At 69.1% G+C, this 25,197-nt stretch carries 26 protein-coding genes; 11 read left to right on the top strand and 15 right to left on the bottom strand.

Annotated elements, in window-relative coordinates:
• Window positions 1–210: 210 nt before the first annotated feature.
• On the top strand, window positions 211–1,782 hold the full coding sequence (locus ACMGEZ_RS09890) for an NEL-type E3 ubiquitin ligase domain-containing protein (protein WP_436822091.1): 1,572 nt from the start codon (window positions 211–213) through the stop codon (window positions 1,780–1,782).
• A 24-nt stretch (window positions 1,783–1,806) separates the two neighbouring features.
• Here the strand turns inward: ACMGEZ_RS09890 and ACMGEZ_RS09885 are convergent, their stop codons facing one another.
• Genes ACMGEZ_RS09885 through ACMGEZ_RS09870 form a run of 4 tightly spaced genes read right to left on the bottom strand, consistent with a single transcriptional unit; the run spans window position 1,807 to window position 5,685 of the window.
• Window positions 1,807–2,508, bottom strand: a complete 702-nt coding sequence (locus tag ACMGEZ_RS09885) for an SDR family oxidoreductase (RefSeq protein ID WP_436822090.1) — start codon at window positions 2,506–2,508, stop codon at window positions 1,807–1,809.
• 38 nt (window positions 2,509–2,546) lie between these two features.
• Window positions 2,547–3,950 (bottom strand): MATE family efflux transporter, encoded by a 1,404-nt coding sequence (locus ACMGEZ_RS09880; RefSeq protein WP_436822089.1) that lies wholly within the window; start codon window positions 3,948–3,950, stop codon window positions 2,547–2,549.
• An 18-nt stretch (window positions 3,951–3,968) separates the two neighbouring features.
• Window positions 3,969–5,228, bottom strand: coding sequence for an MFS transporter (locus ACMGEZ_RS09875; protein ID WP_436822088.1), 1,260 nt, complete (start codon window positions 5,226–5,228; stop codon window positions 3,969–3,971).
• Window positions 5,221–5,685, bottom strand: coding sequence for a MarR family winged helix-turn-helix transcriptional regulator (locus ACMGEZ_RS09870; protein WP_436822087.1), 465 nt, complete (start codon window positions 5,683–5,685; stop codon window positions 5,221–5,223). The genes ACMGEZ_RS09875 and ACMGEZ_RS09870 overlap by 8 nt, the downstream gene beginning before the upstream one ends.
• A 58-nt stretch (window positions 5,686–5,743) precedes the next feature.
• On the opposite strand from ACMGEZ_RS09870, the gene ACMGEZ_RS09865 reads away from it, so the two are divergent.
• Complete coding sequence (locus ACMGEZ_RS09865) at window positions 5,744–6,283, top strand: PaaI family thioesterase (RefSeq protein WP_436822086.1); 540 nt, start codon at window positions 5,744–5,746, stop codon at window positions 6,281–6,283.
• A gap of 6 nt (window positions 6,284–6,289) precedes the next feature.
• Here ACMGEZ_RS09865 and ACMGEZ_RS09860 read toward each other — a convergent pair whose 3' ends face one another.
• Complete coding sequence (locus ACMGEZ_RS09860) at window positions 6,290–7,492, bottom strand: iron-containing alcohol dehydrogenase (protein WP_436822085.1); 1,203 nt, start codon at window positions 7,490–7,492, stop codon at window positions 6,290–6,292.
• A gap of 148 nt (window positions 7,493–7,640) precedes the next feature.
• On the opposite strand from ACMGEZ_RS09860, the gene ACMGEZ_RS09855 reads away from it, so the two are divergent.
• Window positions 7,641–8,456, top strand: coding sequence for an IclR family transcriptional regulator (locus tag ACMGEZ_RS09855; protein ID WP_436822084.1), 816 nt, complete (start codon window positions 7,641–7,643; stop codon window positions 8,454–8,456).
• On the opposite strand, the gene ACMGEZ_RS09850 is transcribed toward ACMGEZ_RS09855, so the two are convergent.
• The 5 genes from ACMGEZ_RS09850 to ACMGEZ_RS09830 form a co-directional block, all read right to left on the bottom strand.
• The gene (locus ACMGEZ_RS09850) at window positions 8,457–9,446 is read right to left on the bottom strand and encodes a Bug family tripartite tricarboxylate transporter substrate binding protein (protein WP_436822083.1); all 990 of its coding nucleotides are present in this window, start codon (window positions 9,444–9,446) and stop codon (window positions 8,457–8,459) included. It lies immediately after the preceding gene.
• Window positions 9,447–9,490: 44 nt separating this feature from the next.
• Window positions 9,491–10,108, bottom strand: coding sequence for a 2-hydroxychromene-2-carboxylate isomerase (locus ACMGEZ_RS09845; protein ID WP_436822082.1), 618 nt, complete (start codon window positions 10,106–10,108; stop codon window positions 9,491–9,493).
• Between the two features lie 25 nt (window positions 10,109–10,133).
• Window positions 10,134–10,862, bottom strand: a complete 729-nt coding sequence (locus ACMGEZ_RS09840; RefSeq protein WP_436822081.1) for an SDR family oxidoreductase — start codon at window positions 10,860–10,862, stop codon at window positions 10,134–10,136.
• Between the two features lie 34 nt (window positions 10,863–10,896).
• Window positions 10,897–11,850 carry an NAD(P)H-dependent flavin oxidoreductase gene (locus ACMGEZ_RS09835; RefSeq protein WP_436822080.1) on the bottom strand — a complete coding sequence of 318 codons (954 nt, stop codon included), beginning with the start codon at window positions 11,848–11,850 and terminating at the stop codon, window positions 10,897–10,899.
• Between the two features lie 129 nt (window positions 11,851–11,979).
• Window positions 11,980–13,530 (bottom strand): class I adenylate-forming enzyme family protein, encoded by a 1,551-nt coding sequence (locus tag ACMGEZ_RS09830; RefSeq protein ID WP_436822079.1) that lies wholly within the window; start codon window positions 13,528–13,530, stop codon window positions 11,980–11,982.
• A gap of 289 nt (window positions 13,531–13,819) precedes the next feature.
• Between ACMGEZ_RS09830 and ACMGEZ_RS09825 the strand changes: the two genes are divergently transcribed.
• The 5 genes from ACMGEZ_RS09825 (at window position 13,820) to gloA (ending at window position 18,636) form a co-directional block, all read left to right on the top strand.
• Window positions 13,820–14,872, top strand: a complete 1,053-nt coding sequence (locus ACMGEZ_RS09825; RefSeq protein ID WP_436822078.1) for a Fe(3+) ABC transporter substrate-binding protein — start codon at window positions 13,820–13,822, stop codon at window positions 14,870–14,872.
• Window positions 14,873–15,013: 141 nt separating this feature from the next.
• A complete protein-coding gene (locus ACMGEZ_RS09820; protein WP_436822077.1) occupies window positions 15,014–16,660 on the top strand; it encodes an ABC transporter permease in 1,647 nt (548 codons plus the stop codon).
• Window positions 16,661–16,718: 58 nt separating this feature from the next.
• Window positions 16,719–17,393 (top strand): ABC transporter ATP-binding protein, encoded by a 675-nt coding sequence (locus ACMGEZ_RS09815; RefSeq protein ID WP_436822076.1) that lies wholly within the window; start codon window positions 16,719–16,721, stop codon window positions 17,391–17,393.
• A 97-nt stretch (window positions 17,394–17,490) separates the two neighbouring features.
• The gene (locus ACMGEZ_RS09810; RefSeq protein ID WP_436822075.1) at window positions 17,491–18,180 is read left to right on the top strand and encodes a glutathione S-transferase family protein; all 690 of its coding nucleotides are present in this window, start codon (window positions 17,491–17,493) and stop codon (window positions 18,178–18,180) included.
• A gap of 42 nt (window positions 18,181–18,222) precedes the next feature.
• Complete coding sequence (gene gloA, locus ACMGEZ_RS09805) at window positions 18,223–18,636, top strand: lactoylglutathione lyase (RefSeq protein WP_436822074.1); 414 nt, start codon at window positions 18,223–18,225, stop codon at window positions 18,634–18,636.
• A 19-nt stretch (window positions 18,637–18,655) separates the two neighbouring features.
• On the opposite strand, the gene ACMGEZ_RS09800 is transcribed toward gloA, so the two are convergent.
• The 4 genes from ACMGEZ_RS09800 to ACMGEZ_RS09785 all read right to left on the bottom strand — a co-directional run bounded on the left by ACMGEZ_RS09800 (window position 18,656) and on the right by ACMGEZ_RS09785 (window position 22,505).
• A complete protein-coding gene (locus ACMGEZ_RS09800; protein WP_436822073.1) occupies window positions 18,656–19,381 on the bottom strand; it encodes a haloacid dehalogenase type II in 726 nt (241 codons plus the stop codon).
• On the bottom strand, window positions 19,378–20,022 hold the full coding sequence (gene eda / locus ACMGEZ_RS09795; protein WP_436822072.1) for a bifunctional 4-hydroxy-2-oxoglutarate aldolase/2-dehydro-3-deoxy-phosphogluconate aldolase: 645 nt from the start codon (window positions 20,020–20,022) through the stop codon (window positions 19,378–19,380). Before eda ends, ACMGEZ_RS09800 begins: the two co-directional genes overlap by 4 nt.
• Complete coding sequence (gene edd / locus ACMGEZ_RS09790; protein WP_436822071.1) at window positions 20,013–21,851, bottom strand: phosphogluconate dehydratase; 1,839 nt, start codon at window positions 21,849–21,851, stop codon at window positions 20,013–20,015. The genes eda and edd overlap by 10 nt, the downstream gene beginning before the upstream one ends.
• A 120-nt stretch (window positions 21,852–21,971) precedes the next feature.
• On the bottom strand, window positions 21,972–22,505 hold the full coding sequence (locus tag ACMGEZ_RS09785; RefSeq protein ID WP_436822070.1) for an OmpA family protein: 534 nt from the start codon (window positions 22,503–22,505) through the stop codon (window positions 21,972–21,974).
• A gap of 120 nt (window positions 22,506–22,625) precedes the next feature.
• Between ACMGEZ_RS09785 and ACMGEZ_RS09780 the strand changes: the two genes are divergently transcribed.
• Entirely contained in the window at window positions 22,626–23,303 is a 678-nt protein-coding gene (locus ACMGEZ_RS09780) for a gamma-glutamylcyclotransferase (RefSeq protein ID WP_436822069.1), read from the top strand.
• Between the two features lie 2 nt (window positions 23,304–23,305).
• Complete coding sequence (locus ACMGEZ_RS09775) at window positions 23,306–23,845, top strand: superoxide dismutase family protein (protein WP_436822068.1); 540 nt, start codon at window positions 23,306–23,308, stop codon at window positions 23,843–23,845.
• A 34-nt stretch (window positions 23,846–23,879) separates the two neighbouring features.
• Here ACMGEZ_RS09775 and ACMGEZ_RS09770 read toward each other — a convergent pair whose 3' ends face one another.
• A complete protein-coding gene (locus tag ACMGEZ_RS09770) occupies window positions 23,880–24,446 on the bottom strand; it encodes a nucleotidyltransferase family protein (protein ID WP_436822067.1) in 567 nt (188 codons plus the stop codon).
• A gap of 42 nt (window positions 24,447–24,488) precedes the next feature.
• Between ACMGEZ_RS09770 and pdxH the strand changes: the two genes are divergently transcribed.
• On the top strand, window positions 24,489–25,136 hold the full coding sequence (gene pdxH, locus ACMGEZ_RS09765; RefSeq protein ID WP_436822066.1) for a pyridoxamine 5'-phosphate oxidase: 648 nt from the start codon (window positions 24,489–24,491) through the stop codon (window positions 25,134–25,136).
• Window positions 25,137–25,197 lie beyond the last annotated feature (61 nt).

Below are 25,197 nucleotides of genomic sequence, written 5' to 3'. Positions count from 1 at the left end.
GGATCGGCGACGAAGCCCTGCTGGCTTGGCGGGCCGTCGCGTTATCGGGCGGGGTCTTGGCACCTCGCCCTACCGATTGCCGAAGTCTTGTTCATCACGGGAACTGGGACCAATGCGGTGTTACTGAGCTTGGGTCGTTGATCGACAGGCAGGACCAGGAGTTCGCCGGGATCTTGCCTTCAACGCCTCTACAAGAAAGTTCGACACCCCATGAGAGCCAGCCGCGCCTCCCCCTCCCCCACCCGCTACACCACCAACGATCGCCCCTCCACCGCCCAAGACAACCCACAGGTCGCGCCTCTGAACCCAGCCATCGCCGACGACCAGAATGCCCAGGAAAACCCGCCGGCGACTCGGATTGACCAGACGGAGGGGCAGGGAAGGTCAGTCTTTGGAGACCGGGAGACACGCCAGCCGGCGTCATCGGTGCCTGCGACGGCCACCCATTCAACCGAGGCCTCGTCCGCAGCGCGGGACCTGCTGGCTGATCTCCACGATGTCCACCAGTTCCTGACAGAGCGGCACTGGGATCCTTCAACCGTGTCAAACCTTGTCAATTTCATCGCTGGCCTTCACAGCGCGCCTCGATCCGGGCAAGCGGAGGTGCAGGTTGAAGGTCCGACGCTGAACCCTGAAGGGCTCAATGCCTCGGACCACGACGACTTCACCGATCCGTCGGCTGAAGGCTCAAACAGGGAGACATTCCCGCAAGAAGAGGAGACCGACTTCCTCGATCGTTTGAGTGGAGGGACATGCGATACGCCGGCCCCCCTAAACGAACGCATGGCTGTTCAGCGGCGCAACTACCATTCGGTCGATGAACAGGGCCTGCTCACTGCCTGGCAAAGCTTCCAGTCGGAAGGACTCGCCTCTGCTTCCACTGCAACCGCCGATGACCCATCCATTCCGTTGTCCAAAGCGCTGGACCTTGACCAAGGCTTTTGCGAGTCCCCGGAATGGCAGCATCTGGCAAAAACCCAGGATCTGGCGCTCCTGGCAAAACTCGTTACACGCTCCCTGCGGGGCGCGAAGAACCCGAATCTCAAGCCGATGCTTCGGCACCTGGTGGAAGAAATGGCCGCCAAGCCCGCGCTGGCCGAACGCGTTTTCATTGTGCTCCTGGGCGGCGATGCAAGCTGCGATGACGGTGTGTCGCTGGCGCTGGGCAAGGCGCAAGAGGAATGGCTTGCGCAGCCGGTCTGGGACGGTGCTCTGAATGACGATCTGCCGAAGATGATCGAGATCGCGCGCCAGGTGTTCCGCCGCCGCGTTATCGATGAGTTGGCGCGGCACAAGGTGAACGACATCAACAAGGAACGCCGCGCCGCGAACCTCCCCGAACACGACGAAGAGGTCGAAACACATCTCGCGTACCTTGCCGGGCTCCACGAATCACTCGAGCTCGGCGGCGAGAAACCGGATGCGCTATTCACCCGCTCCAGCATCTCTAGCGTCACCTTCGAGGACATCGAAGTCGCCAAGCGGGCGGTTCTGACGCAAGAGGGCGAGCGCTTCTGGGACTTCGTTGCCACTTGGGAGCCTTGGCAAGAGGTCGTTCTGCGCGCCCGTTATCAAGACGAAGTGGCAGAGATCAAAAAAGTGCTCAGCGACCCGGATCGCCCGGCGCGCCTCCACCGGAAGGCGGCTACGGCGGTTGACAACGCCGGTGTGCCCATCGAGTTTCGTGAAGATGCCATCACACGCACAGCCAACCAGCTCGGACAAGATGAAGCGCTTCAGCTCTGGCTGGAATTGACCAAGCGGGCGTGGAGCAGCCAGTAAGGCTGATCTGCGCGCCCCAGCCCTTCAGCGCGCCGCGGCGTAAGCCGGCGGATTCGCGCCGAAGCCCAGCTTGACCTGCCGCGCCGTCGCGTCGGCCAGCACCTCCGGCTCGCCGGCTTCCACCGCGGCCAGGGTCTGGCGCGCCACGTCGTCGGGCGAGGTCTTCTCGCCCGGCACATGGCTGGCCATGTCGGTGTCCATGTAGCCCACGTGCACGCTGACGACCTGCGTGCCCTGCGCAGCGAGCTCGTTGCGCAGACCGTTGCTCAGCGACCAGGCGGCCGACTTCGAGGCGCTGTAGGTCGCCACGCTGGGGAAGGTGATCCAGCTCAGTGCCGACAGCACGTTGACGATGGCGCCGCCGCCGTTCTTCGCCAGCACCGGCGCGAAGGCGCGGCTCACGGCCCAGAGGCCGAAGAAATTGGTGTCGAATTCGGCCCGCGCCGCATCGAGCGAGTCGTTCGACAGCAGGCCCGAGCCGCGCGAGATGCCGGCATTGTTGATGACGAGGGTCACGTCGCTGCAAGCCCGCGCGGCAGCCTCGACCTGCGCGGTTTGCGTGACGTCCAGGGCGACCGGCACCACGCCTTCGAGCACGACGGATTTCGGGTCGCGCGCCGCCGCGTAGACCTTCTTCGCACCGGCGGCGAGCGCGGCGCGCGCATAGGCCAGGCCCAGGCCGCGGTTGGCGCCGGTGATGAAAACGACAGCGTCCTTGATCTGCATGCGAAGCTCCAGAAAAGTGAGAGGGATGAAAGAGGAATTCAGGAAGCGCCGACCCGCCGCAGCAGCCCGGCCGTGCTGCGCGGCCAGCCCACCGGCCCGAACCACGCACCGCCCGCGATAGCCCCGGCGATGACCGCCCCATAGACCACCAGTGCCACGGCCTGGGCCGTGAACACGTGCACCAGCTCGCCGGTCCAGCGCAGCGCCAGCCAGCCGCCGACCGCAGCGACCGCGAGGCGTGCCAGGTTCCCCAGCACCGGCCACAAGAGCCGCCCCGCGCCCTGCGACGCGAAGTACAGCACCAGCCCGGCGCCGAAGAAGCCGTAGAAGGGACCCACCGTACGCAGGTACTGCGTGCCGGCCTCGAGCATGGCCGCATCGTTGCCGAAGAGCATCAGCCAGGGGCGCGGGAACAACGCAGCCGCCAGGCCCACCGCTTCGGCCATCGTGAAGGCCATGGCCACGCCGACCCACGTGGCCCGCAGCGCGCGTTCGCGCTGGCCGGCGCCGATGCAGGTGCCAACCATCGCGAGCAGCGGCGCCCCGAAGCCGAAAACCAGCGGCACCAGCAGGTATTCGAGGCGCGAGCCGGTGCCATAGCCGGCAATCGCCCCCGCGCCGAACTGGCCGGCGAGCGCGGTGGCAACCGCGATGGAGAGGTTGACGCAGACGGTGGCAATGGAGGAGACCAGGCCCACGCGCAGGATGTCGCGGAACAGCGGCCAGCGCAGCCGCACGCCCGCAAAGGAAAGCTTCAGGTAGCTGGCGTCCGAGCGCAGGTAGGCCAACAGCGCCAGCGTGCCGACCAGGTAGTACAGCAGCAGCGCGATCGCGCCGCCCGCGATGCCGAGCGCGGGGATCGGGCCCCAGCCGAAGATCAGCAGCGGCGACACCGGGATCAGGAAGACCACGCCGCCCACCGTCACCCTGGCCGGCACCGCCATGTTGCCGGTGCCGCGGATCACCGCCGCCAGCGAATTGAAGAGCCACACCAGCACGGCGCCGGCAAACACCCAGTGCGAATAGGTCACGGCGGCTTCGAGCGAGGCTCCCTCGCCGCCCATGCGCGCATAGAGCGCGCGACCTCCGACGAGCAGCACGGCGCTGAAGAGCAGGCCGAAGCCCACCGCCACCAGGATCGCATGCAGCACCAGTGCATTGGCATCGGCGCGGCGCTGGCCACCCAGCGCCCGCGCGATCGCCGAGGCGATGCCGCCGCCCACCGCACCGGCCGAGGTCATCTGCATCAGCATGACGATCGGGAACACCAGCGCCATGCCGGCCAGCGCATCGGTGCCGAGCTTGCCGACGAAGTAGGTCTCGATCAGGCCGACCGAAGCCTGCGCGACCATCACCAGCACATTGGGCATGGCCAGGCGCAGCAAAGTGCTGGCGATCGGCGCCTCGAGCAGGAGGCGTGTTCGCGGATCGACGGTGCTCATGGCAGGCCGTACCAGCTATCAGGCCGCGGCCTTGGCTGCGCGCGGCGGCACGAGCGCCTCGCGGATCGGCAGGTTGACCAGCGCGGCGCCGGCGGCCAGCACGATGTCGATGTACCAGACCCAGTCGTAGCTGCCGGTGGCTTCGAAGATGGTGCCGCCCAGGTAGGCGCCGAGGAAGCCGCCCACCTGGTGCGCCAGCATCACGATGCCGAACAGCATCGCCATGTTGGCCGGGCCGAACATCTTGGCCACCAGGCCCGCCGTCGGCGGCACGGTCGAGAGGAAGGTCACGCCCATCACCGCTGCGAAGAGCAGCATCACCAGCGTCGTCTTCGGCGCCAGCAGGAAGATCAGCACCGCCACGCCGCGGGTTGCATAGAGCAGCGCGAGCAGCGACTTCATGCGCCAGCGGCCCACCGCCCAGCCCATTGCGAGGCTGCCGACGATGTTGAAGAGGCCGATGATGCCGAGCGACCAGCCGCCCACTTCGGGCGGCAGCCCGCAAGCCGCGACCACGCCCGGCAGGTGGGTGGCGAGGAAGGCCACGTGAAAGCCGCAGACGAAGAAGCCCAGGCTCAGCAGGCGGAAGCTCGGCAACGCGAGCGCCTGCCCGACGGCTTCGCGCGCGCTCAGGCGCTTGGCGCCCGAGGCCGTGGCAAGCGCATTGGAATTGCCCTTGAGCACGAAGACCGCCGGCAGCGCCAGCAGGATCAGGAAGCCCAGCACCTGCATCGCGTTGGCCCAGCCGTAGGCGGCGGTGAGGCCGATGGCGATCGGCGCCATCGCGAACTGGCCGAAGGAGCCGCCCGCGTTCACGATGCCGGTGGCCAGCCCGCGCTGCGCGGGCGTCACGAGGCGCGCGGTGGCGCCCATCAGCACCGAGGGCCCGGCCATGCCGGCGCCGCCCGCCGCCAGCACGCCGATCGCGAAGATCAGGCCTGCCGTCGACGTCATGAAGGGCGTGATGATGGTGCCCAGCGCTACGAGCAGCACGCCGATGAAGATCACGCGGCCGGTGCCGATGCGGTCTGCCACCGCGCCGGCGAAGGGCTGCGTCAGCCCCCACCAGAGCTGGCCGAAGGCGAAAGCCAGGCTGATGCTGGCGACGCCCAGCCCGGTCGAGGTGTTGAGCGCCGACAGGAACAGGCCCATGGTCTGGCGCACGCCCATCGTGAGGGCGAAGGTGCCGGCGGTCGCCAGCAGTACGAGCCATAGTGCGTAGCGGTGCACGGCGGACGGGCCCGCGCTTGCTGCGGCCGTGGGGTTGGAATCACTCATCGCTGCTTTCCTCGTCCTTCAATCCGGCGCGCTGCAGGAGCGCGATGCTGTCGTCGATCAACTGGTGCAGCGCCACGACGCGCTCGACGCCCAGCATCTCGTTGAGCTCCATCTGCGCGGCACGCCACAGGCGCTGCGCCTCGGTGCGCTTGGTGCGGCCGGCGTCGGTGATCGCGATCAGCCGGCTGCGCGCATCCGGCCCTTCGCCCTGCGTCAGCCAGCCGGCGGCGAGCATGGGCTTGAGGTTGCGGCTCAGCGTGGAGGCCTCGACGTTCATCGCGTCGGCCAGGTCCACGGGCCGCAGGGGGCCAAGGCTCAGCACATGCGAGAGCAGGGAATACTGCGTTGTCTTGAGCCCGGACGCGGCCACGTGGGCGTCGTAGTGACGTGACACCATGCGCGTCAGGCGGCGCAGCCTGAAGTTGGTACAGCCCTGCGGCTTTGCGATAGCATTCATGGCTGACGATTGTAGCTACAACCATTGCATATGCAACCTTTAAACCGGAGAAAGACCCTTGACGCAGAGCACCTCACTTGACGCCTGGCTTGCCGAAGAGCGCGAGGTCATCGCCCGGCTGGAGGCGGGTCCCGGGCCGGGCCTGGCCAGCCCCGAGCAGATCGAAGGCAAGACCGGGCTCGAAGTCATGCAGGCCATGCTGCGCGGCGACATCCGCTACGCCGCCATCGCCAAGACGCTCGACTTCACCATCCTCTCGGTCAGCCCCGGCGTCGCGGTGTTCCAGGGCACGCCGCTGCCGCAGCACCTGAATCCGCTGGGCACCATCCATGGCGGCTGGGTCGCCACCGTCCTCGATTCGGCGCTGGGCTGCTCGGTGCACACGATGATGCCGCCCGGCCGCGCCTACACCACGGCCGAGCTGAGCGTGAACTACGTGAAGGGCCTCACGCCCAAGGTGCAGCGGGTGCGCGCGGAAGGCAAGGTGATCCATTGCGGCCGGCAGCTCGCGACCGCCGAGGCCCGCCTCTTCGGCCCCGACGGCACGCTGTACGCGCACGGCACGACCACCTGCCTGGTGTTCGAGACGAAGCGCTGAACGCCCTCAGGCGGCGAGCCGCAGGATCTCCTGCACCTCTGCCGGCCCGGAGATCCTGCGTGCGTTGCCGTGGATGAACAGCTCGCGCATGCTGGTGCGGGCGATCATCTCGAACTGGCTCTCATCGACGCCGACGTCGCGCAGCGTCGCAGGCAGGGCCAGGAACTTCACGAGCTCGGCGAAGGCCTCGGCCGCACTCGATGCGGGCCGGCCCAGCGCCTGGGCCAGCTGACGCTGGCGCGCTGAAGTCGCCGGCTCCGACCACTTCAGGATCGCCGGCATCATCACGGGCGTGCAGTAGTAGTGCGGCACGCCGCAGCTGCCGCCCAGCACGTGGCCGATGGCGTGGCTGGGGCCCATCATCACGCCGCCCTGCGGCCCGCGGCTGGACAAGCCGTAGGAGCACAGCCAGCTCGCGATTTGGCATTCGGCGCGCGCCGCCAGGCTCTGCGGCTGCGCCTTCCAGGCCGGCAGCGCTCGCGCCATGCGCGCGATGCCGTCGAGCACCACCGCGTCGGCCAGCGGCGTCGGCGTGGTCGACAGCAACGCCTCGATGGCATGGTCGAGCGCGCGCGTGGCCGAGCCCAGCCACAGCGACTCGGGCGTGTGCAACGTCAGTGCGGGGTCGAGCACGACCGTGCGCGGCATCATGAGCGGGTGGAAGAAGGTCTGCTTGAGCTTGCGGCGCTCGTCGGTCACCAGGCAACCGCCGTTGAACTCGCCGCCGTTGAGCGTGCTGGGCACCGCAATCATGCGCAGCGCCGGGCCCTCGAAGACGGGCCGCACCGGCTTGCCATCCTCGCCCAGCTTCACCTCGAAGCGGTCCAGTGCCTCCAGGTGCTCGTCGGTCATGCCGTGGCGCATGCACAGCAGCACCATCTTCGAGGCGTCGATGACGGAGCCTCCGCCTACCGCCACCACCAGGTCGGCCTCGGCTTCCAGGGCCGCGGCCGTTGCGCGCGCCACGCCGCCGCGGGTCGTGTGCTGGGGGATACCGTCGAAGGTGGCTGCGTGGCGCTCGCCGAGCGCGGTCTCGATCTCGCGGATCACGCCGGTCTGCGTGCGCAGCGTGCGGCTCGCGACGATGAAGACCCGCCGGCTCCCGAGCCGCGCCGCCTCGGCCGCAATCACGCCGGCCGCGGGCTGGCCGAACACCACGCGCTCGATGGAAGCGAAGTTGTGGGCACCGGTGGCGACGGACTGCTGCATGGGGTTGTCTCCTGCAATAAGCGCTGCATTTGTTTTGCAGTGCGGTTCATAATTCTGCAATTGTGAATTGGCGCGACGTGGCTTCATAGGGCCCATCCTCTCGCGGCCTCCACATCGATACCGCTGTGCAGAACGCAGGAGACCGCCCATGAAGAATTCCCCCGCCCCCTTCGATCCCGATGTGCTGGACGATGGCCGCGAAGACCGCCACTTCGTCACCGCCCTGGCGCGCGGCCTCGACGTGCTGCGCTGCTTCAGGTCCGGCGAGGAGCGCCTCGGCAACCAGGAGCTCGCAGAGCGCTGCAAGCTGCCCAAATCCACCGTCACGCGCCTCACCTACACGCTGACGAAGCTGGGCTACCTGCATCACGTCGAGGAATCGGGCCGCTACCGCCTGGGCATGGCGACGCTGATGCTCGGCGGCACCACGCTGGCGCGGCTGGACGTGAAGGAGATGAGCCGGCCGCTGATGCAGCAGCTGGCGATCGACACCGGCACGCTGGTCTCGCTCGGCCTGCGCGACGAGATGTCGATGCTCTATATCGAGAACTGCCGCGGCCACTCGATCGTGACGCTGCGGCTGGACATCGGCGCGCGCATCCCGCTGGCCACCACCGCGATGGGCCGCGCCTACCTTGCGGCGGCGCCGGAGAACGTGCGCCTGGCGCTGGAGGAGCGCATCCAGTCCCTCGACCCGATCGCCTGGCCGCGCATCGAGAAAGGCATACGACAAGCCTGCGCCGACCTGGCCGAGAGCGGCTGCGTAGGCTCGTTCGGCGAATGGCAGAAGGAGATCAACGGCATCGCCGTGCCCTTCCAGCCGGGCGGCGGGCTGCCGCTGATGGTGATCAATGCGGCGGGTCCGGCGCACAGCATGTCGCGCGACACGCTGTGGGACGAGGTGCGGCCCAGGCTGATCGCGATGGTGCGCGAGATCGAGCAGGGATTGGGCTCGCGCCGGTGACTACTTCTCGCGCACGAAGCCGATCGCCTCGAGCAGCTGCTTCTCGCGCTGCGTCGACTCGGCCGCGAACTGCTGGTAGCGCGCCGAGCTCATGTACACCGGCTCCATGTAGTACTGCGCCAGCGCGTTGCGGAAGGCCGGCTGCTCCATCGCCTGCTTGAAGGCGTCGTGCAGCTTCGCCACGACCGCGGCGGGCGTGTTCTTCGGCACCGCCAGCCCCCAGGCAGCGGAAGGCGGCGGGATGTCGATGCCGACTTCCTTCAAGGTGGGCACATCGGGGAAGCGGCTCATGCGCTTCTCGCCGAAGGTGACCAGCAGGCGCAGCTTGCCGCTCTCCACATACGGCCCCCAGCCGGAGGTCTCGGCCGCCGACATCACGTGCTCACCCACCACTGCCTGAAGCGACTCGGCCGTGCCCTTGTAGGGCACGTGGCTCAGCTTGATGTTCTTGATGCGCGCGACCTGTTCCATCGCCAGGTGCTGCGCGAGGTAGGCGCCGGGCGTGGCATAGGTCAGCTCGCCGGGATGCGCCTTCGCGTAGGCGACGTAGTCGTCCATGGTCTTGATTTGCGACGACGCCGGCACGACGATGCCGTAGACGAAGGAGGTCAGGCCGATCACGTAGCGCAGGTCGGTGGCCGGGTTCCAGTTGATGTTGCCGGTGTAGGGCAGCCGGAACAGGTTGGCGGGGATCACGCCCACCGTGTAGCCGTCGGGCTGCGCCCCTTGCAGCAGCTGGGCCGGCATCAGGCCGGCGGCGCCTGGCTTGTTCTCGATCACGACCGGCTGCTTGAGGATCTTCGAGGCGTCCTCCGCCAGCACGCGCATCGGCGAATCGGTCGAGCCGCCCGGCGGGAAGCCGAGCATGATCTTGATGGGCCTTGCAGGGAAGTCCGATGCGTCCTGCGCCCATGCGGTCGACGCCGGGCCGCCGAGCGTGTACAGCGCCGCAATGGCCGCGGCTCCAAAGAATCGTCTTGTCGTCTTCATGCTTGTCTCCTGGTGGATGGGCGCGTTGCCGTCTGCGTTGCCGTCTACGCGGCGGCGCCCTGGCGCACGATCTCTTCCTCGACCACGCGCAGGCGGTCCTTGCCGAAGAAAATTTCACCGCCGACGAAGAAGGTCGGCGAGCCGAAGGCGCCGCGCTCGAAGGCGGACTGGGTGTTGGCCATGAGCGTGCTCTTCACCTCCGGGTCCTGCGTGCCGGCGTAGAGGCGCTGGCCGTCGAGCCCCGCCTCGTCCAGCGTGCGCACGATCACCTCGGGGTCTTCCATGTTGCGGCCCTCCTCCCACATGGCCACGTAGACGGCCTCGACATAGCGCTCGAAGCAGCCCTGCTTCTGCGCAGCGACCGCGCCACGCATGACCTGCAGCGTGTTGACGGGCCAGTGGGGATTGGGCCGATAGCGCTCGAGCCGGTGCTTCGCGACGAAGCGCTTGAGCTCCAGCTGGTCGTAGGCACGCTTGTTCGGAATGCCAGCGAAGGCCTCGGCCGGCGAGCGGTTGCCGCTGAGCTTGAAGATCCCGCCCAGCAGGACGGGCACATACTCGAACTTCACGCCGGTGCGCGCCTCGATCGCGGGGATCACGCGGTGGCACAGGTAGGCATTGGGGCTGCCGAAGTCGAACAGGAACTCGACGTGGACCGTCATGGCGCTGCTCCTTTGCTCTCTTCTCTCACCAGCTTTCCAGCCAGGGGCGCAGCTCGGTCTCGTGCGTCCAGGCGTGGCGCGGCTGCATGTGGATTTGCCAGTAGGCGTCGGCGATGCTGTCGGGCTGCAGGATGCCGTCGCGCTCCTTCAGCGCGTAGCGCTCGGGGAAGGTGGTGCGGATGAACTCGGTGTCGATGGCGCCGTCGATCACCGGATGCGCCACGTGGATGCCCTTGGGCCACAGCTCGCGCGCCATGCTCTGCGCCAGCGCGCGCAGCGCATGCTTGGCGCCCGCGAAGGCAGCGTAGCCGTCGCGCCCGCGCAGGCTGGCGGTGGCGCCGGTGAAGATGATGGTGCCGCGTCCGCGCGGCAGCATCGCCTTGGCAACTTCGCGCCCCATCAGGAAGCCGCCGAAGCAGGCCATCTCCCAGACCTTGTGATACACGCGGGCGGTCGTCTCGGTGATGCCGAAGCGCACGTTGGCGCCGATGTTGAACACCGCCACCTCGATCGGCGCGATCTCGCGCTCGATCTGCTCGACCAGCGCGACCATCTCCTCCTCCTTGCGCGCATCACTGCCGAAGCCGTGCGCCTGGCCGCCCTCGGCCTTGATCTGGTCGACCAGCGGCTGCAGCTTGTCGGCCTGGCGCCGGGTGACGCAGGCGATGTAGCCTTCGCGGGCGAAGCGGCGCGCGATGGCGCCGCCGGTGGCGTCGCCGGCGCCGATGACGAGGATGGCTTTCTTGTCGCTCATTTCAGTCTCCTTGGAGTGTTGTCGGATCGTGCGCTCAGGCAGCGAGCTGCGCCAGTGCGCCGCGGTATTCGCGCGTCATGCGCTGCACCAGCTCTGCCGTGGGCAGCACGTCGTCGATGTTGCCGACGCCCTGCCCCGCGCCCCACACGTCCTTCCAGGGCTTGATGCGCGTGGTGCCGAAGTTCATCGATGTCTTGTCGGCCGTGGGCAGCTGCGCCGGGTCCAGGCCGGTGGCGGCAATGCTGCGCGTCAGGTAGTTGCCATGCACGCCGGTGAAGAGCGGCGTGTAGGTCACTTCGGCCGCGGCGCTGTCGACGATCATCTGCTTGTAGGCCTCCTGCGCATTGGCCTCGGGCGTGGCGATGAAGCGCGTGCCGACGTAGGCGAGGTCGGCGCCCATCGCCAACGCGGCGGCAACGTGCGCGCCGGAGGTGATCGAACCCGACAGCGCGATGGGCCCGTCGAAGAATCGCCGCACCTCGGCCACCAGCGCGAAAGGGCTCATCGTGCCGGCATGGCCGCCCGCCCCCGCACACACCAGGATCAGGCCGTCGACACCGGCCGCGAGCGCCTTCTGAGCATGCTTGACGTTGGTCACGTCGTGGAAGACCAGCCCGCCGTAGGCATGCACCGGCGCGACGTAATCCGTGGGCGCCGACAGGCTGGTGATGACGATCGGCACGCGGTGCTTCACGCACAGGTCCATGTCGTGGTCGAGCCGGTCGTTGGACGAATGAATGATCTGGTTGACCGCGAAGGGCGCGACCCGGCGCTCGGGCTCGGCTGCGCAGGCTGCATCCAGCGTCGCCGTGATGTGCGCGAGCCATTCGTCCAGCAGTTCCTTCGGCCGTGCATTGAGGGCCGGGAAGGAGCCGACCACGCCGGCCAGGCACTGCGCCAGCACGAGATCGGGGTTGGAGATGATGAACAGCGGCGAGCCGATCAGCGGCAGCGAGAGCTTGTCTTTCAGGAGTGCCGGGAGTGCCATGCTGGATCCTTTGTGCCTTCGGTTATGGACATTCGGAGAACACCGCGGAACCGGCTTTGCCGGGCCGCTGGTGTTGCCCCCGGAAGGGGGTGGGCGGCTACACGAAGTGAGCCAACCTGGGGGTGAGCGTCATTTCGTGCGCTGCAGGGCCAGGGTCTTCAGTTCACTCTTCAGGATCTTGCCGGTGGGCGCGGCCGGCAGCTGGGCGAGGAAGCGGATCTCGCTCGGCACCTTGTAGGGCGACAGCCGCTCGCGCAGGTACTGCCGCATCGCCTCTTCGCCAGGCTGCGCGTCCGAGACCAGCTCGACGAAGGCGACCACCTCCTCGTTGTGCTCCACCGTGCGCCCGACCACCGCCGACTGCACCACCGCCGGATGGCCGTTGAGCACCTGCTCGACCTCCACCGGATAGACGTTGAAGCCCGAGCGGATGATCAGCTCCTTGCTGCGGCCCACGATGTGCAGCGCGCCATCGGCATCGCGGCGCGCCATGTCGCCGGTGTTGAACCAGCCTTCGTCGTCGATCACCTCGCGCGTCAGCGCTTCGTTGCGGTAGTAGCCCTTCATGAGGTTGGGGCCGCGCACCCGCAGCTCGCCGATCTCGCCATCGGCCCGCTCGGCGCCCGAGGCCGCGTCCACGACGCGCGTCTGCACGCCGGGCAGCGCGAAGCCGACGGTGCAGTCCTGCCGCGGGGCCTCGATGCGGGTCTGCGCCACGGTGGGTGCGGTCTCGGTCAGGCCGTAGCCGTTGTGCAGCGGTAGCCCCAGCGCGGCCTCGACCCCCGCCTTCAGGCTGGGCGTGAGCGGCGAGCCGACCACGCACGCGAAGCGAAGCGCCGGCGCCTGCAGCGCCTGGCCCTTCTCGCGGGCCCAATCCAGCAGCTTGGCGAACATGGCCGGCACGCCGGTGAAGGCGGTCACGCCCTCCTGCGCCAGCGCCTGCGCCAGGGCGGCGGGCGAGAAGCGCGCCTCCAGCAGCAGCGCCGCCCCGCTGGCGATGCAGCCGAGGAACTGGGTCGACAGGCCCACCACGTGCGCCATCGGGAGCACGCCGTAGATCAGGTCGCCGGGGCCGAGCCCGCGGATGTCGCGCGCACTGGCGGCCGCGAACATCAGGTTGGCATGCGTGAGCATCACGCCCTTGGGCGCACCCGAGGTGCCGGAGGTGTAGATCAGCGAGGCCACCTGTTCCTGCGCCGCCTGCGCGCAGGGCTCGGGTTGCACCTCGCCGGCCAGCGGGCCGACCCACAGGGTGCCGATGACGTCCCAGGCCTGCGCCGCGGCGCCATGGCGCTGGGCGTGCTGCTGCGCATCGGCCGACACGTGGCACGTGTAGATCACGCGGCGGGCGCCGGCGTGCTCGATGAAGGTGTCGATCTCGCGCGCCGACAGCCGCGCGTTGACGACGATCGACCAGGCGTCCAGCCGGCTGAGGGCCAGCACCAGCACGCCGATGGCCGCGCAGTTCTCGCCCACCACCAGGACGCGGTCGCCGGCACGCACCTGCAGTTCGGACAACTGGCGGGCCGCCGACTCGGAGGCTTCCTTCAGGTCCAGGTAGCTGAGCGCAAGCTCGGCATCCTTCAGCGCCAACGCATGAGGCTGGATGTGCGCCCAGTCGTCGAGCAGCTCATGAATGCGCGTGGGCGCCGGAGCGGTGCCGGGAGAAAAACTCGTCATGTCTCCGTCCAGTCGTGCCGCCTGGGATGGCGGTTTTGCGGAATCTTATTCCGCTAAGCAGTTTTTGGGGCCTCCAATGGGCGCGTTGGCATAGCTCAGTACTGCACAGCGGAACAAGGCCGCGCGGAGGTCAAGCCGATCAGATCCCAGGCAATGCAAGCCCGCCCGCGCGGCGCCACGCGCCCCTTGGGGAAATCCGCCGACAAGTTCGAAGCAACAGTGATAATGATTCGTATCAGCGCCCAAGAGCGCCGATCATTGCCACATCCCAATCCCCAAGGAGGACCCCATGAGCTCCATTTCGCGCGCCCGCGGCGCTCGCACCCTGGCCTGTATCGCCCTGGCCGGCACCGGCTGGCTCGCCGCCCCGGCCTTTGCCGCCGAGGAAGTCACGATCTACACCACGCGCGAGCCCGGCCTCATTCAGCCGCTGCTCACGGCCTTCAGCACGCAGAGCGGCGTCAAGGTGAACACGGTGTTCATCAAGGACGGGCTGCTCGAGCGCGTCAAGGCCGAGGGCGCGCGCTCCCCCGCGGACGTGCTGATGACGGTGGACATCGGCAACCTGATCGACCTGGTCGAGGGCGGCGTCACGCAGCCGGTGAAATCGGCGGCACTCGAGTCGGCGATTCCCGCCAACCTGCGCGGTGCCGACGGCCAGTGGTTCTCGCTGTCGATGCGCGCGCGCGTGCTGTATGCCGACAAGAGCCTGCCCATCACCTCCTTCCGCTATGAAGACCTGGCCAACCCCAGGTACAAGGGCAAGGTCTGCATCCGCGCCGGCCAGCATCCTTACAACACGGCGCTGGTCGCCTCGATGATCGCGCACGACGGCGAGGCCAAGGCCGAGCAGTGGCTGCGCGGCGTCAAGGCGAACCTGGCGCGCAAGGCCACCGGCGGCGACCGCGACGTGGCGCGCGACATCCTGGGCGGCATCTGCGACGTCGGCCTGGCCAACTCCTACTACGTGGGCCAGATGAAGAGCGCCAAGGAAGGCAGCGACGCGCGCAAGTGGGGCGAAGCCATCAAGGTGATCCGCCCGACCTTCGCCAACTCGAAGAGCGGCGGCACGCACGTCAACGTGAGCGGCGCCGCGGTCGCGAAGAACGCGCCGCAGCGCGCCAACGCGGTCAAGCTGCTCGAGTTCCTGGTTTCCGAGCCGGCCCAGGCCTTCTATGCCGAGACCAACTTCGAGTACCCGGTGCGCAAGGGCGTGGCGCTCGACTCGATCACCGCGTCCAGCATCGGCGAGCTGAAGGTCGATCCGCTGCCCCTCACCGAGATTGCCAAGTACCGCAAGCAGGCCAGCGCGCTGGTGGACAAGGTCGGCTTCGACCAGTGACGGCGCGTCGACGGGCCGCCCCTGAGCGCGTCCGACCGCGCCGGGGGCAGCGAACGCACGCAGTGCCGAGCGCGAGGGCATGAGCCGCACGGCCGCTCCGAAGGCTCATAGCACCGCAGCCCACAGGGTGGAGGTCATCCAATGAGCATGAGGCCGGTTGGGCCGGTCTGGCGCGCTGCCTCGGTGCTCATCGCGCTCGGCGTGCTCGCGCCGGTGCTCAGCCTGGCCTGGCTGGCGTTCGGCGCCGACTTCTCGCACTGGACCCACCTCGCGCGTCACGTGCTGCCGCAGGCAGCGCTCAACACCGCGCTGCTGCTGGCCGGCGTGGGCGCGCTGGTGCTGCTGATCGGCACCGGCTGCGCCTGGCTGGTCACGGTCTGCGATTTCCCGGGCCGCCGGGTGCTGCACTGGGCGCTGCTGCTGCCGCTGGCCATGCCGACGTACATCGTGGCTTTCGCCTACCTCGACCTGCTGCATCCCATCGGCCCGGTGCAGGGCGCGATCCGCTGGGCGCTGGGCTTCGACAGCCCGCGGCAGTTCCGGCTGCCCGACCTGCGCTCGATGCCAGGCGCGATCCTGGTGCTCGGCTTCGTGCTCTATCCGTATGTCTACATGACGGCGCGCGCCATGTTCATGACCCAGCCCGCCCACCTGATGGAGGCGGCCCGCACGCTCGGCGAGAGCGCGGCCGGCGCCTTCTTCCGGGTCGCGCTGCCGCTGGCTCGGCCCGCGCTCGCCGTCGGCCTGAGCCTCGCGCTGCTTGAAACCCTCAACGACATCGGCGCCTCCGAGTTCCTCGGCATCCAGACGCTGACGGTGGCGGTCTACACCACCTGGATCACGCGCTCCGACCTGGCGGGCGCCGCCCAGATCGCCTGCGCGATGCTGTTCGTCGTGGTGGCGCTGGTGCTGCTCGAGCGCCATGGCCGGCGCCACCAGCGCTTCGGCTCGGCACAGCGCATGCGCGCCATCGAGCCGCGCCGCCTGCACGGTGCGGCGGCCTGGCTCGCCTGCATCGCGGCGGCGCTGCCGGTCCTGATCGGCTTCGCCGCGCCGGCGCTCTACCTGCTCTGGGAAACGGCCAAGCGGCTGCGCCTGGGCGGCGGCATCTCCGAGGGCCTGCTCGCCAGCCTGGGCAACACCCTGGCCCTGGCGTCGGGCGTGACGGTGACCACCGTGGCCGCGGGGCTGGTGGTGGCCTGGGCGGTGCGCAACCAGGGCTCGACCGTCAACCGCGCGCGCTGGCAGGCCCGCGCCGCCACGTTGGGCTATGCGCTGCCCGGCACGGTGCTGGCCATCGGCCTGCTGACGCCGGCGCTGGGCCTCGACGCCCTGCTCGGCCGGCTGCTGGACCGCGACGGCCTGCCGCTGATGAGCGCCGGCATCGTGCTGGTGATCGCCTGCGCGATCCGCTTCCTGGCGATGCCGGTGGGCGGCATCGAAGCCGGGCTCGCGCGCATCCCGCCCGCCCTCGAGCAGGCTTCGCGGCTGCTCGGCGAAAGCGCGGCCGGCACCCTGCGCCGCGTGCACCTGCCGCTCTTGCGGCCGGCCATCGCGGCCGGTGCGCTGCTGGTCTTCGTCGATGCGATGAAGGAGCTGCCGGCCACCCTGCTGCTGCGGCCCGCGAACTTCGACACGCTGGCGACCTGGCTCTACGCCGAGGCGGCGCGCGGCACCTACGAGGAAGGCGCCATCGCCGCGCTCGCGATCGTGGTCGCGGGCCTGCTGCCGGTGGTGCTGCTGGCGCGCAACGGGCTGGGCGGGCGCGCCGAGGGGCTTGCGGAATGAGCGCCGCCCGGCCGCCCGAAGGGGCTCGCACCGCAGTGCGTAGCACGGAGGTTGCCTTGTGAGCGCGGCGCTGCAGCTCCACGACGTGCGGCTCGCCTACGAAGGCGCACGCGGCCTGCACACCGTGGTCGACGGCTTCTCGCTCTCGCTCGATGCCGGCCGCATCGGCTGCCTGCTCGGCCCCTCGGGCTGCGGCAAGACCACCGTGCTGCGCGCCATCGCAGGCTTCGAGCCGCTGCGCGCGGGCAGCATCCGACTCGGCGAGCGGCTGCTGTCGTCCGCGACCGTCCACCTGCCGCCGGAGGAGCGGCGGGTCGGCATGATGTTCCAGGAGTACGCGTTGTTCCCGCACCTCACGGCGGCGCAGAACGTGGGCTTCGGGCTGCGGCGCCGGCCCCATGCGGAGCAGCGGGCACGCGTGGCCGAGATGCTCGCGCTGGTGGGCCTGGCCGAGTCCGCCGGGCGCTATCCGCACGAGCTCTCCGGCGGCCAGCAGCAGCGCATTGCGCTGGCGCGCGCACTGGCGCCCTCGCCCGCCCTGCTGCTGCTCGACGAGCCCTTCTCCAACCTCGATGCCGCGACGCGAGAACGCCTCACCGTCGAGGTGCGCGAGATCCTCAAGGCTGCCGGCCAGACCGCCGTGCTGGTCACGCACAACGAAGCCGAGGCGCAGGCCATGGCCGACCACATCGGCCTGATGCACAACGGCCGGCTCACGCGCTGGACTGCATAGCACAACGCCCGTTTTCGGCGATGAGCTTTTTTAGATAAGGTTTTCGAGCCTCGGAAGAATCGCTTCCCGACCCCTCCACCCCACACGGAAGCGAACGATGTCCCAAGCAGCTCTCACCCTCGTCAGCCACCTGCTGTGCCCCTACGTGCAGCGCGCCGCCATCGCACTGCGCGAGAAGAAAGTCCCGTTCGAGCGCGTCGTGATCGACCTGGCGAACAAGCCCGACTGGTTCGTGAAGATCTCGCCGCTCGGCAAGGTGCCGCTGCTGCGCGTGCCGCGGCCCGAAGGCGGCGAGAGCATCCTGTTCGAGAGCAACGTGATCTGCGAGTACATCGAGGAAACGCAGCCCGGCCCCAGGCTGCATCCCGAAGATCCGCTGCAGCGCGCGGAGCATCGCGCCTGGATGGAGTTCGGCTCCGCGGTCCTCGCCGACCTGTGGGGCTACGAGACCACGCGCGATGCCGAGGTCTTCGAGCAGAAGCGCCAGGCGCTGGCCGCCAAGTTCGAGCGTGTCGAGGCCGCGCTGGGCGCAGGCCCCTTCTTCGCGGGCGAGCGCTTCAGCCTGGTCGACGCGGTGTTCGCGCCGGTGTTCCGCTACTTCGAGCTCTTCGACGAGCTGCACGAGTCGCACGTCTTCGACCACAAGCCGAAGGTGAACGCCTGGCGGCACGCACTGCGGGACCGCCCGAGCGTGCGCGAGGCGGTGGCGCCCGAGTATCGGCAGCAGCTGCGCGCCTTCCTGGAAAAGCACGATGCGCATCTGCTGACACTCGCCGGAGGCAAGTGACACGACAATCCGGTGCCACGACAACTCACCAAACGCCCCGAAATGCGATTCCTCCACACCATGCTGCGCGTCGGCGACCTGCAGCGCTCGATCGACTTCTACACCCGCGTGCTCGGCATGCAGCTGCTGCGCACCTCCGAGAACCCCGAGTACAAGTACAGCCTGGCCTTCCTGGGCTACGAGGGGGGCAACCCGGCGCAGGCCGAGATCGAGCTCACCTACAACTGGGGCACCGACAAGTACGAGATGGGTAGCGCGTACGGCCACATCGCACTGGGCGTGCCCGATGCCTATGCGGCGTGCGAGAAGATCAGGGCCGCGGGCGGCAACGTCACGCGCGAGCCCGGCCCGGTGAAGGGCGGCACCACGGTGATCGCGTTCGTGACGGATCCGGATGGGTACAAGATCGAGCTCATCCAGCGTCCCGACGAGGCCGCCGGCGCCGGCGTGCGCTGAGCGTCGCGCCCTTGTTTAGTCAGCAGCCCAGCAGGTCCGCCAGCGCCCCGATGTCGCGCGCATGCAGGGTGTTGTCGGCGCGCGGCGAGACGTCCTTGGGAAGCCCCGGCCCGAACTCCGACGGACGCTCGATGTAGCCGGTGCACAGCCCGCAGCCGCGCGCCGCGGCCAGGTCGTCGTGGTGCGCCGCCGCCAGCATGACCTGGCTGGGCGTCACGTCGAACACCGCGGCCACGCCGAGGTAGGTGCGCGGATCGGGCTTGTAGGCCTTGAAGACCTCGGCCGACAGCACGCAGTCCCAGGGCAGGCCCGCGTTCTTGGCCATCTCGGTCAGCAACCCGATGTTGCCGTTGGACAGCGTGCAGACGATGTACTTGCGCTTGAGCCGCGCCAGGCCATTGACGGCGTCGGGCCAGGCCGGCAGCCGGTGCCAGGCCTTGTTGAGCTCGCGCTTGCGCACAGCGTCGAGCTGCTCGACACCGAAGTCGCGCAGCACGCCTTCGAGGATGCCCATGTGCAGCTCGTCCAGCAGCGTGAAGCCGCCCTCGCCCGCTGCCAGTCGCTCCATCACGCTCTTCATCGCCGGCTGGTAGCCGGCGCGCCATGCCAGCGCAAAAGCGCTGCCGTCGATGCCGGGCAGCAGGCGCTCGGCTTCGGCGGCAATGCCGCCGTGCCAATCGACCACGGTGCCGAAGACGTCGAAGGCGATGACCTTGAGATCGCCCGGATCGCAGTAGCCGCTCATCGCGCCAACTGGCTGGCCTCGCGTGCCAGCGCCTCGATGCGGCCCCAGTCTCCCGCGGCAATCGCGTCCGTGGGCACGATCCACGAGCCGCCCACGCAGGCCACGTTGGGAAGCGACAGGAACTCGTGCGCGTTGGCCGCGGTGATGCCGCCCGTGGGGCAGAACTTCACCTCGGAGAAGGGACCTTGCCAGGCCTTGAGCATGGCAAGCCCTCCGGCCTGCACGGCGGGGAAGAACTTGAGCTCGGTGAAGCCATCCTCCTCGGCCAGCATGATCTCGCTGCCGGTCGCCACGCCGGGCAGCAGCGGCAGGCCGAGGTCGTGGCAGGCCTTGCCGACTGCGCGCGTGTAGCCCGGACTCACGCCGAACCTGGCGCCGGCCAGCGCCGAAGCCTGCGCATCGGCCGCGCTGCGGATGGTGCCGGCCCCGGGCACCGCATCGGGCACTTCCTTGGCGATGATCTCGATGCATTCGAGGGCCTCGCGCGTGCGCAGCGTCACCTCGAGCATGCGGATGCCCCCAGCCACCAGCGCACGCGCCAGGGGCACCGCGTCCTTGACGTCGTGCAGCACGATCACGGGAATCACGGGCGCATCGCGCATCACCTCGATGGCGGTGAGGGTCTTCGTTTCTACAGCCATGTGCAGGCTCCTTCTTCGGCGGTCAAGGCATTGCGGCGCATGCCGGCGAACAGGTCGCGGCCGAGGCCGTGTCCGTTGTCGGTGCGCAGCGGGTCGGGCATGGTCGCGGTTTCTCTTTCGGCCCACTCGTCGGCCGGCAACAGCACGGCCAGCGTGCCGGCCACCGCATCGAGGCGGATCAGGTCGCCATCGCGCACCTTGGCGAGCGGGCCGCCCGCGGCAGCTTCCGGCGAGACGTGGATCGCCGCCGGCACCTTGCCCGAAGCGCCGCTCATGCGGCCGTCGGTGACCAGCGCCACGCGGAAGCCCTTGCCCTGCAGCACCGACAGGGGCGGCGTGAGCTTGTGCAGCTCGGGCATGCCGTTGGCCTGTGGGCCCTGCCAGCGCACCACGCAGACCACGTCGCGCTCCAGCTCGCCGGCACTGAAGGCCTGCTGCAGCGCGGCTTGCGAATCGAAGACCCGCGCGGGCGCCTCGATGACATGCCGGTCGTCAGGTACGGAGGACACCTTGATCACGCTGCGGCCCAGGTTGCCGTTCAGCAGCTTCAGGCCGCCGGTGGGGCTGAAGGGCGCCGAGGCCGGGCGCGCCACGGCCTCGTTCTTCGAGGGCGCGGCCGGATGCCACTGCAGTGCGTGTTCCTCCGACGGCGCAGCGGCCAGGCTCGGGATGTTCGCGTACTCGCGCAGGCCGCCGATGCGCACCGTGAGCACGTCCGCATGCATCAGGCCGGCGTCGAGCAGCTCGCCGATCACGAAGCCCGGGCCGCCTGCGGCCTGGAACTCGTTCACGTCGGCGCTGCCGTTGGGATAGACACGCGTGAGCAGCGGCACGACTTCGGAGAGGTCGGAGAAGTCGTTCCAGTCGATCAGGATGCCGGCCGCGCGCGCGACCGCGACCCAGTGGATGAGGTGGTTGGTCGAGCCGCCGGTGGCGAGCAGCGCGGCCATCGCGTTGACGATGCAGCGCTCGTCGACCAGCTCGCCGATCGGCGGAACCGCGTAGGCCCGGTCCGCCGCGCGGCCCAGCACCGTGCGCACCGCCTCGCGCGTGAGCGCCTCTCGCGTCGCATCGCCGGGCTGGATGAACGCGGCGCCCGGCACATGCAGGCCCATCGCTTCCATGAGCATCTGGTTGCTGTTGGCAGTGCCGTAGAAGGTGCAGGTGCCCTGGGTATGGTAGGCCTGCATTTCCGCTTCGAGCAGGCCCTGGCGGCCGACCAGCCCCTGCGCTGCCTGCTCGCGCACCTTGGCCTTGGCGCTGTTCGACAGGCCCGAGGGCATGGGGCCGCCGGGCACGAACACCATGGGCAGGTGGCCGAAGTGCAGCGCGCCGATGAGCAGCCCCGGCACGATCTTGTCGCAGATGCCGAGCAGCAGCGCCGCGTCGAACATGTCGTGTGTCAGCGCCACGGCCGTGCCCATCGCGATCACGTCGCGGCTGAACAGGCTCAGCTCCATGCCCGGCGTTCCCTGCGTCACGCCGTCGCACATCGCGGGCACGCCGCCCGCCACCTGTGCGGTGGCGCCGAGGCGGCGGGCCTCGTGCTTGAGGATGTCGGGATAGGTCGCGTACGGCGCGTGCGCCGAGAGCATGTCGTTGTAGGCGGTGACGATGCCGATGTTGGGCGCACGCTCGGCCACGACCTTGATCTTGTCGGACGCCGGGATGCCGGCCACCGCGTGGGCCACGTTGGCGCAACCCATGCGGTCGGAGCCGCGGTCGCGCTGGCGCATCTCGGTCAGTCGCTGGAGGTAGGCGCTTCGCATGTCACGGCTGCGCGCACGGATGCGTTCGGTGACATCGCGGACGGTGGGGTGTGGGGTCATGGGTATGTCGCTCTGCCAGGGAAAGGCCGCAGCGGACGAGCGGCCCGAAAAACGATGGTAACAAGCCCGAATGAAAAAGCCCGGATGCGCCGGGCTTAAATCTGCATCGCGAAGTCGCCTTCAGTCGACCAGCTTGACTTCGACGCGGCGCGCCTGCGCATCGCTGCCCGAGCCGGCGGTCACGGCCGGCTGCTGCAGGTCGATCTTCGCGGCCGGCACGCCCAGGCCGGTGAGGACATCGCGCACCATCTCGGCGCGCCTGCGGGCGAGTTGCTCGTTGAGGGCCGGGTCGCCGGTGGTGTCGTGAAAACCCGAGACCACCGCCTTCCGGCCCGCTTCCACGCCCTTGATCACCGCGGCGAGCGCCTCGGCCGCGCGCGGCGCGAGGTCGGCGCTGCCGGTCGCGAAATAGAAGTTCACCGTGTCGCCCACGACGCGGATGCTGGCGCCGTCGGGGATCACCACCGACACGGTCTCGGTCACCAGGGCCACGGTCGTCGCCGGCGCGGCGGCCATGGCCGTTGCCGGGCGCGCCCTCTGGTTGTGGCTGTAGAGCGCGATGCCGATCACGAACATGATCACCATGGCGATCAACCCCAGCACGAACGCAAGAATGAAGTTCTGCTGGCTCTCGTCGTCCGCGACTGCTGACATCGGTCGATCTCCGTAACTGAGGGGTCGGTAAATAATGGTGCGGTGAACCATGACGGCGAAATTCTAGGCGCGGCTGCGTTGCAGCCCGAAGGCAATCCCGGTCCGCCGGGCCTGGACCCCATGCCCAAGCCCCTGCGCGACCCGAAACCGATGCTCGATCGCGTGATCGACGAATGGGGCGGCCACGAGGATCTCTGGGTGTTCGGCTACGGCTCGCTGATCTGGCGTCCGGAGTTCGGCTTCATCGAGCGCCATCCCGCGCGGGTGCATGGCTGGCACCGGGCGCTCAAGATGTGGAGCCGCGTCAACCGCGGCACGGTCGAGACCCCGGGCCTGGTGTTCGGCCTGCTTTCGGGCGGCAGCTGCCGCGGCATGGTGTTTCGCGTGCCGGCGGCGGACGGCCTGGAGACGCTGGGCCGGTTGTGGCTGCGCGAGATGCCGACCGGCGTCTACGACCCGAGGTGGCTCGATTGCAAGACCGCGCACGGCTCGGTCCGGGCGCTGGCCTTCACGCTGTCGCGGCGCAGCCCGAATTTCACCGGCACCCTTGACGACGAGCGCTACCGCCACATCTTCGCCAACGCGGTCGGCCGCTACGGCAGCTCGCTGGACTACGCGCAGCAGACCTTTCTGGAGCTGCGGCGCCACTCGATCCACGACGCGGCGCTGGCGCGCCTGGTCAAACTGGCAGAAGCGAGCGCGGCAGCACACCAGCTGTCGACACCGCCCGATTGCGGTGGACCGGCGGCTCCGGTATACCCTGCGGCTTCTTCATCCGAATCTTCAACCAAGGAGTAGTCATGTCCCCTCGCCTCATCATCCCCACCCTTGCCATCGCGACAGCAGCCAGCCTGCTGGCGGGCTGCGGCACTCTGGGAGGGAAGGCGAGCGCCGTCGCCAGGCTGCAGCCGACCGGGGCGATCTCACCCAACCCGACCACCGGCAACGTGACCTTCACCGCGCTCGAACACGGCGTGCGCGTGGCGGGCGAGGTGCGCGGCTTCGTGCCGGGCACCGAACACGGCTTCCACATCCATGAAAAGGGCGACTGCGGCGACAACGGCAACGCTTCGGGCGGCCACTTCAATCCAGCCGGCGGCACGCACGGCAAGTTCGGCGCGCCGGGCAGCCACGCAGGCGAGCTGCCCAGCCTCGTGGCCGACGCCAGCGGCACGGCGCGCTTCAGCGTCGACGTGCACTCGATCTCGCTGACCGAAGGCGCCGCCAACAACGTGGTCGGCCGCGCGCTCGTCGTGCACCGCGACCGGGACGACTTCACCTCGCAGCCGGCCGGCAATTCGGGCCCGCGCATCGCCTGCGCACTGATCACTCGGCGCTGAATCGAGGTCGAGTCGCGGGAGAGAGCAAGAAGGATCAGGCGCGCCGCGACAGCAGCAGCGCCTCGGCCCGCGCGAGGTCGGCCAGCGTATCGATGTCCGTCACGACGCCGGGATCGTCGACCTCCACCTCCCCCACGGCATTCGCCGCGCGCAAGCCGCGCAGCACGGACGCCGCGCCCGATGGCCCCGCCAGCGCCATGAGCGCCGCACCGTTCGATGCCGCGAATCCCACAGGATGACCGCGCGCACCCGCATGCACGGGCTGCACCGCTTGCCATTGCGACGAGGATTGCGACAAGGCCTCCGCGATGCGCCGCAAGGTCGCGGGCTGCACCAGCGGAAGGTCCGCCGGGAGGATCAGCCAACCGCTCGCATCCGCCGTCCGGCGAACGGCCGCCGCGATCGAATCGCCCATGCCTGGATGGCCGGCGTCTTCCAGGTGCCATGGCAGCCCGCTGTCGCGCACCGCCGTCAGCGTGTGCTCCAGCACGGGCCGCCCGCCCAGCAAGGCCGACAGCTTGTGCGCCGTGCCACCCGAAGCGAGAAAGCGCTCTCCGCGGCCGGAGGCGAGGACGATCACCGTTGGGGGACGCAATTCCATGCCCGCAGTATCCACGCACGGCCATGCGCAACAATCCGTCCCATGAGTTCTCCCAATGACACCCTGGCCGCGCTGCGAAAGAGCTACGAGCGCGCCGAGCTGGACGAAGCGAGCAGCGCCCCCGACCCGCTCCTGCAGTTCGAGCGCTGGCTCACCGAGGCCATCGATGCCCAGCTGCCCGAGCCCAACGCCATGACCCTGGCCACCGTCGGCAGCGATCTGCGGCCTTCCACCCGCATCGTGCTGATCAAGGGCTACGACGCGCGCGGCATCGTCTGGTACGCCAACTACAACAGCCGCAAGGGCCACGAGCTCGCCGGCAATCCGTGGGCCGCGCTGCAGTTCCACTGGGTCGAGCTGGAGCGCGTGGTGCGCATCGAGGGCCGGGTCGGCAAGGTCGACGAGGCCGAGAGCGACGCCTACTTCGCCAGCCGCCCGCTCGACTCGCGCATCGGCGCCTGGGCCAGCCCGCAAAGCGAGGTGATCAGCGGGCGGGACGTGCTGGTGAAGAACGCGGCACTGTACGCCGCGAAGCACATGCTTTCCCCGCCGCGGCCGCCGCATTGGGGCGGCTTTCGGCTGGTGCCCGACCGCTGGGAGTTCTGGCAGGGTCGCAGGAGCCGGCTGCACGACCGGCTGCGCTATCGGCACGAGGACGGCGCGTGGGTGCGCGAGCGGCTGGCGCCCTGAAGGAAGCAAGATCCGGGGCCCTCCTCCGCGTTCGGATGTCCGACCGCGAATTCGCGCGGCA

This window comes from Variovorax stachyos, assembly GCF_051400855.1.
Taxonomy (GTDB): domain Bacteria; phylum Pseudomonadota; class Gammaproteobacteria; order Burkholderiales; family Burkholderiaceae_C; genus Variovorax.
Note: the sequence above shows the minus strand (reverse complement) of the source record. Positions and strands in the feature narration are given on the sequence as shown.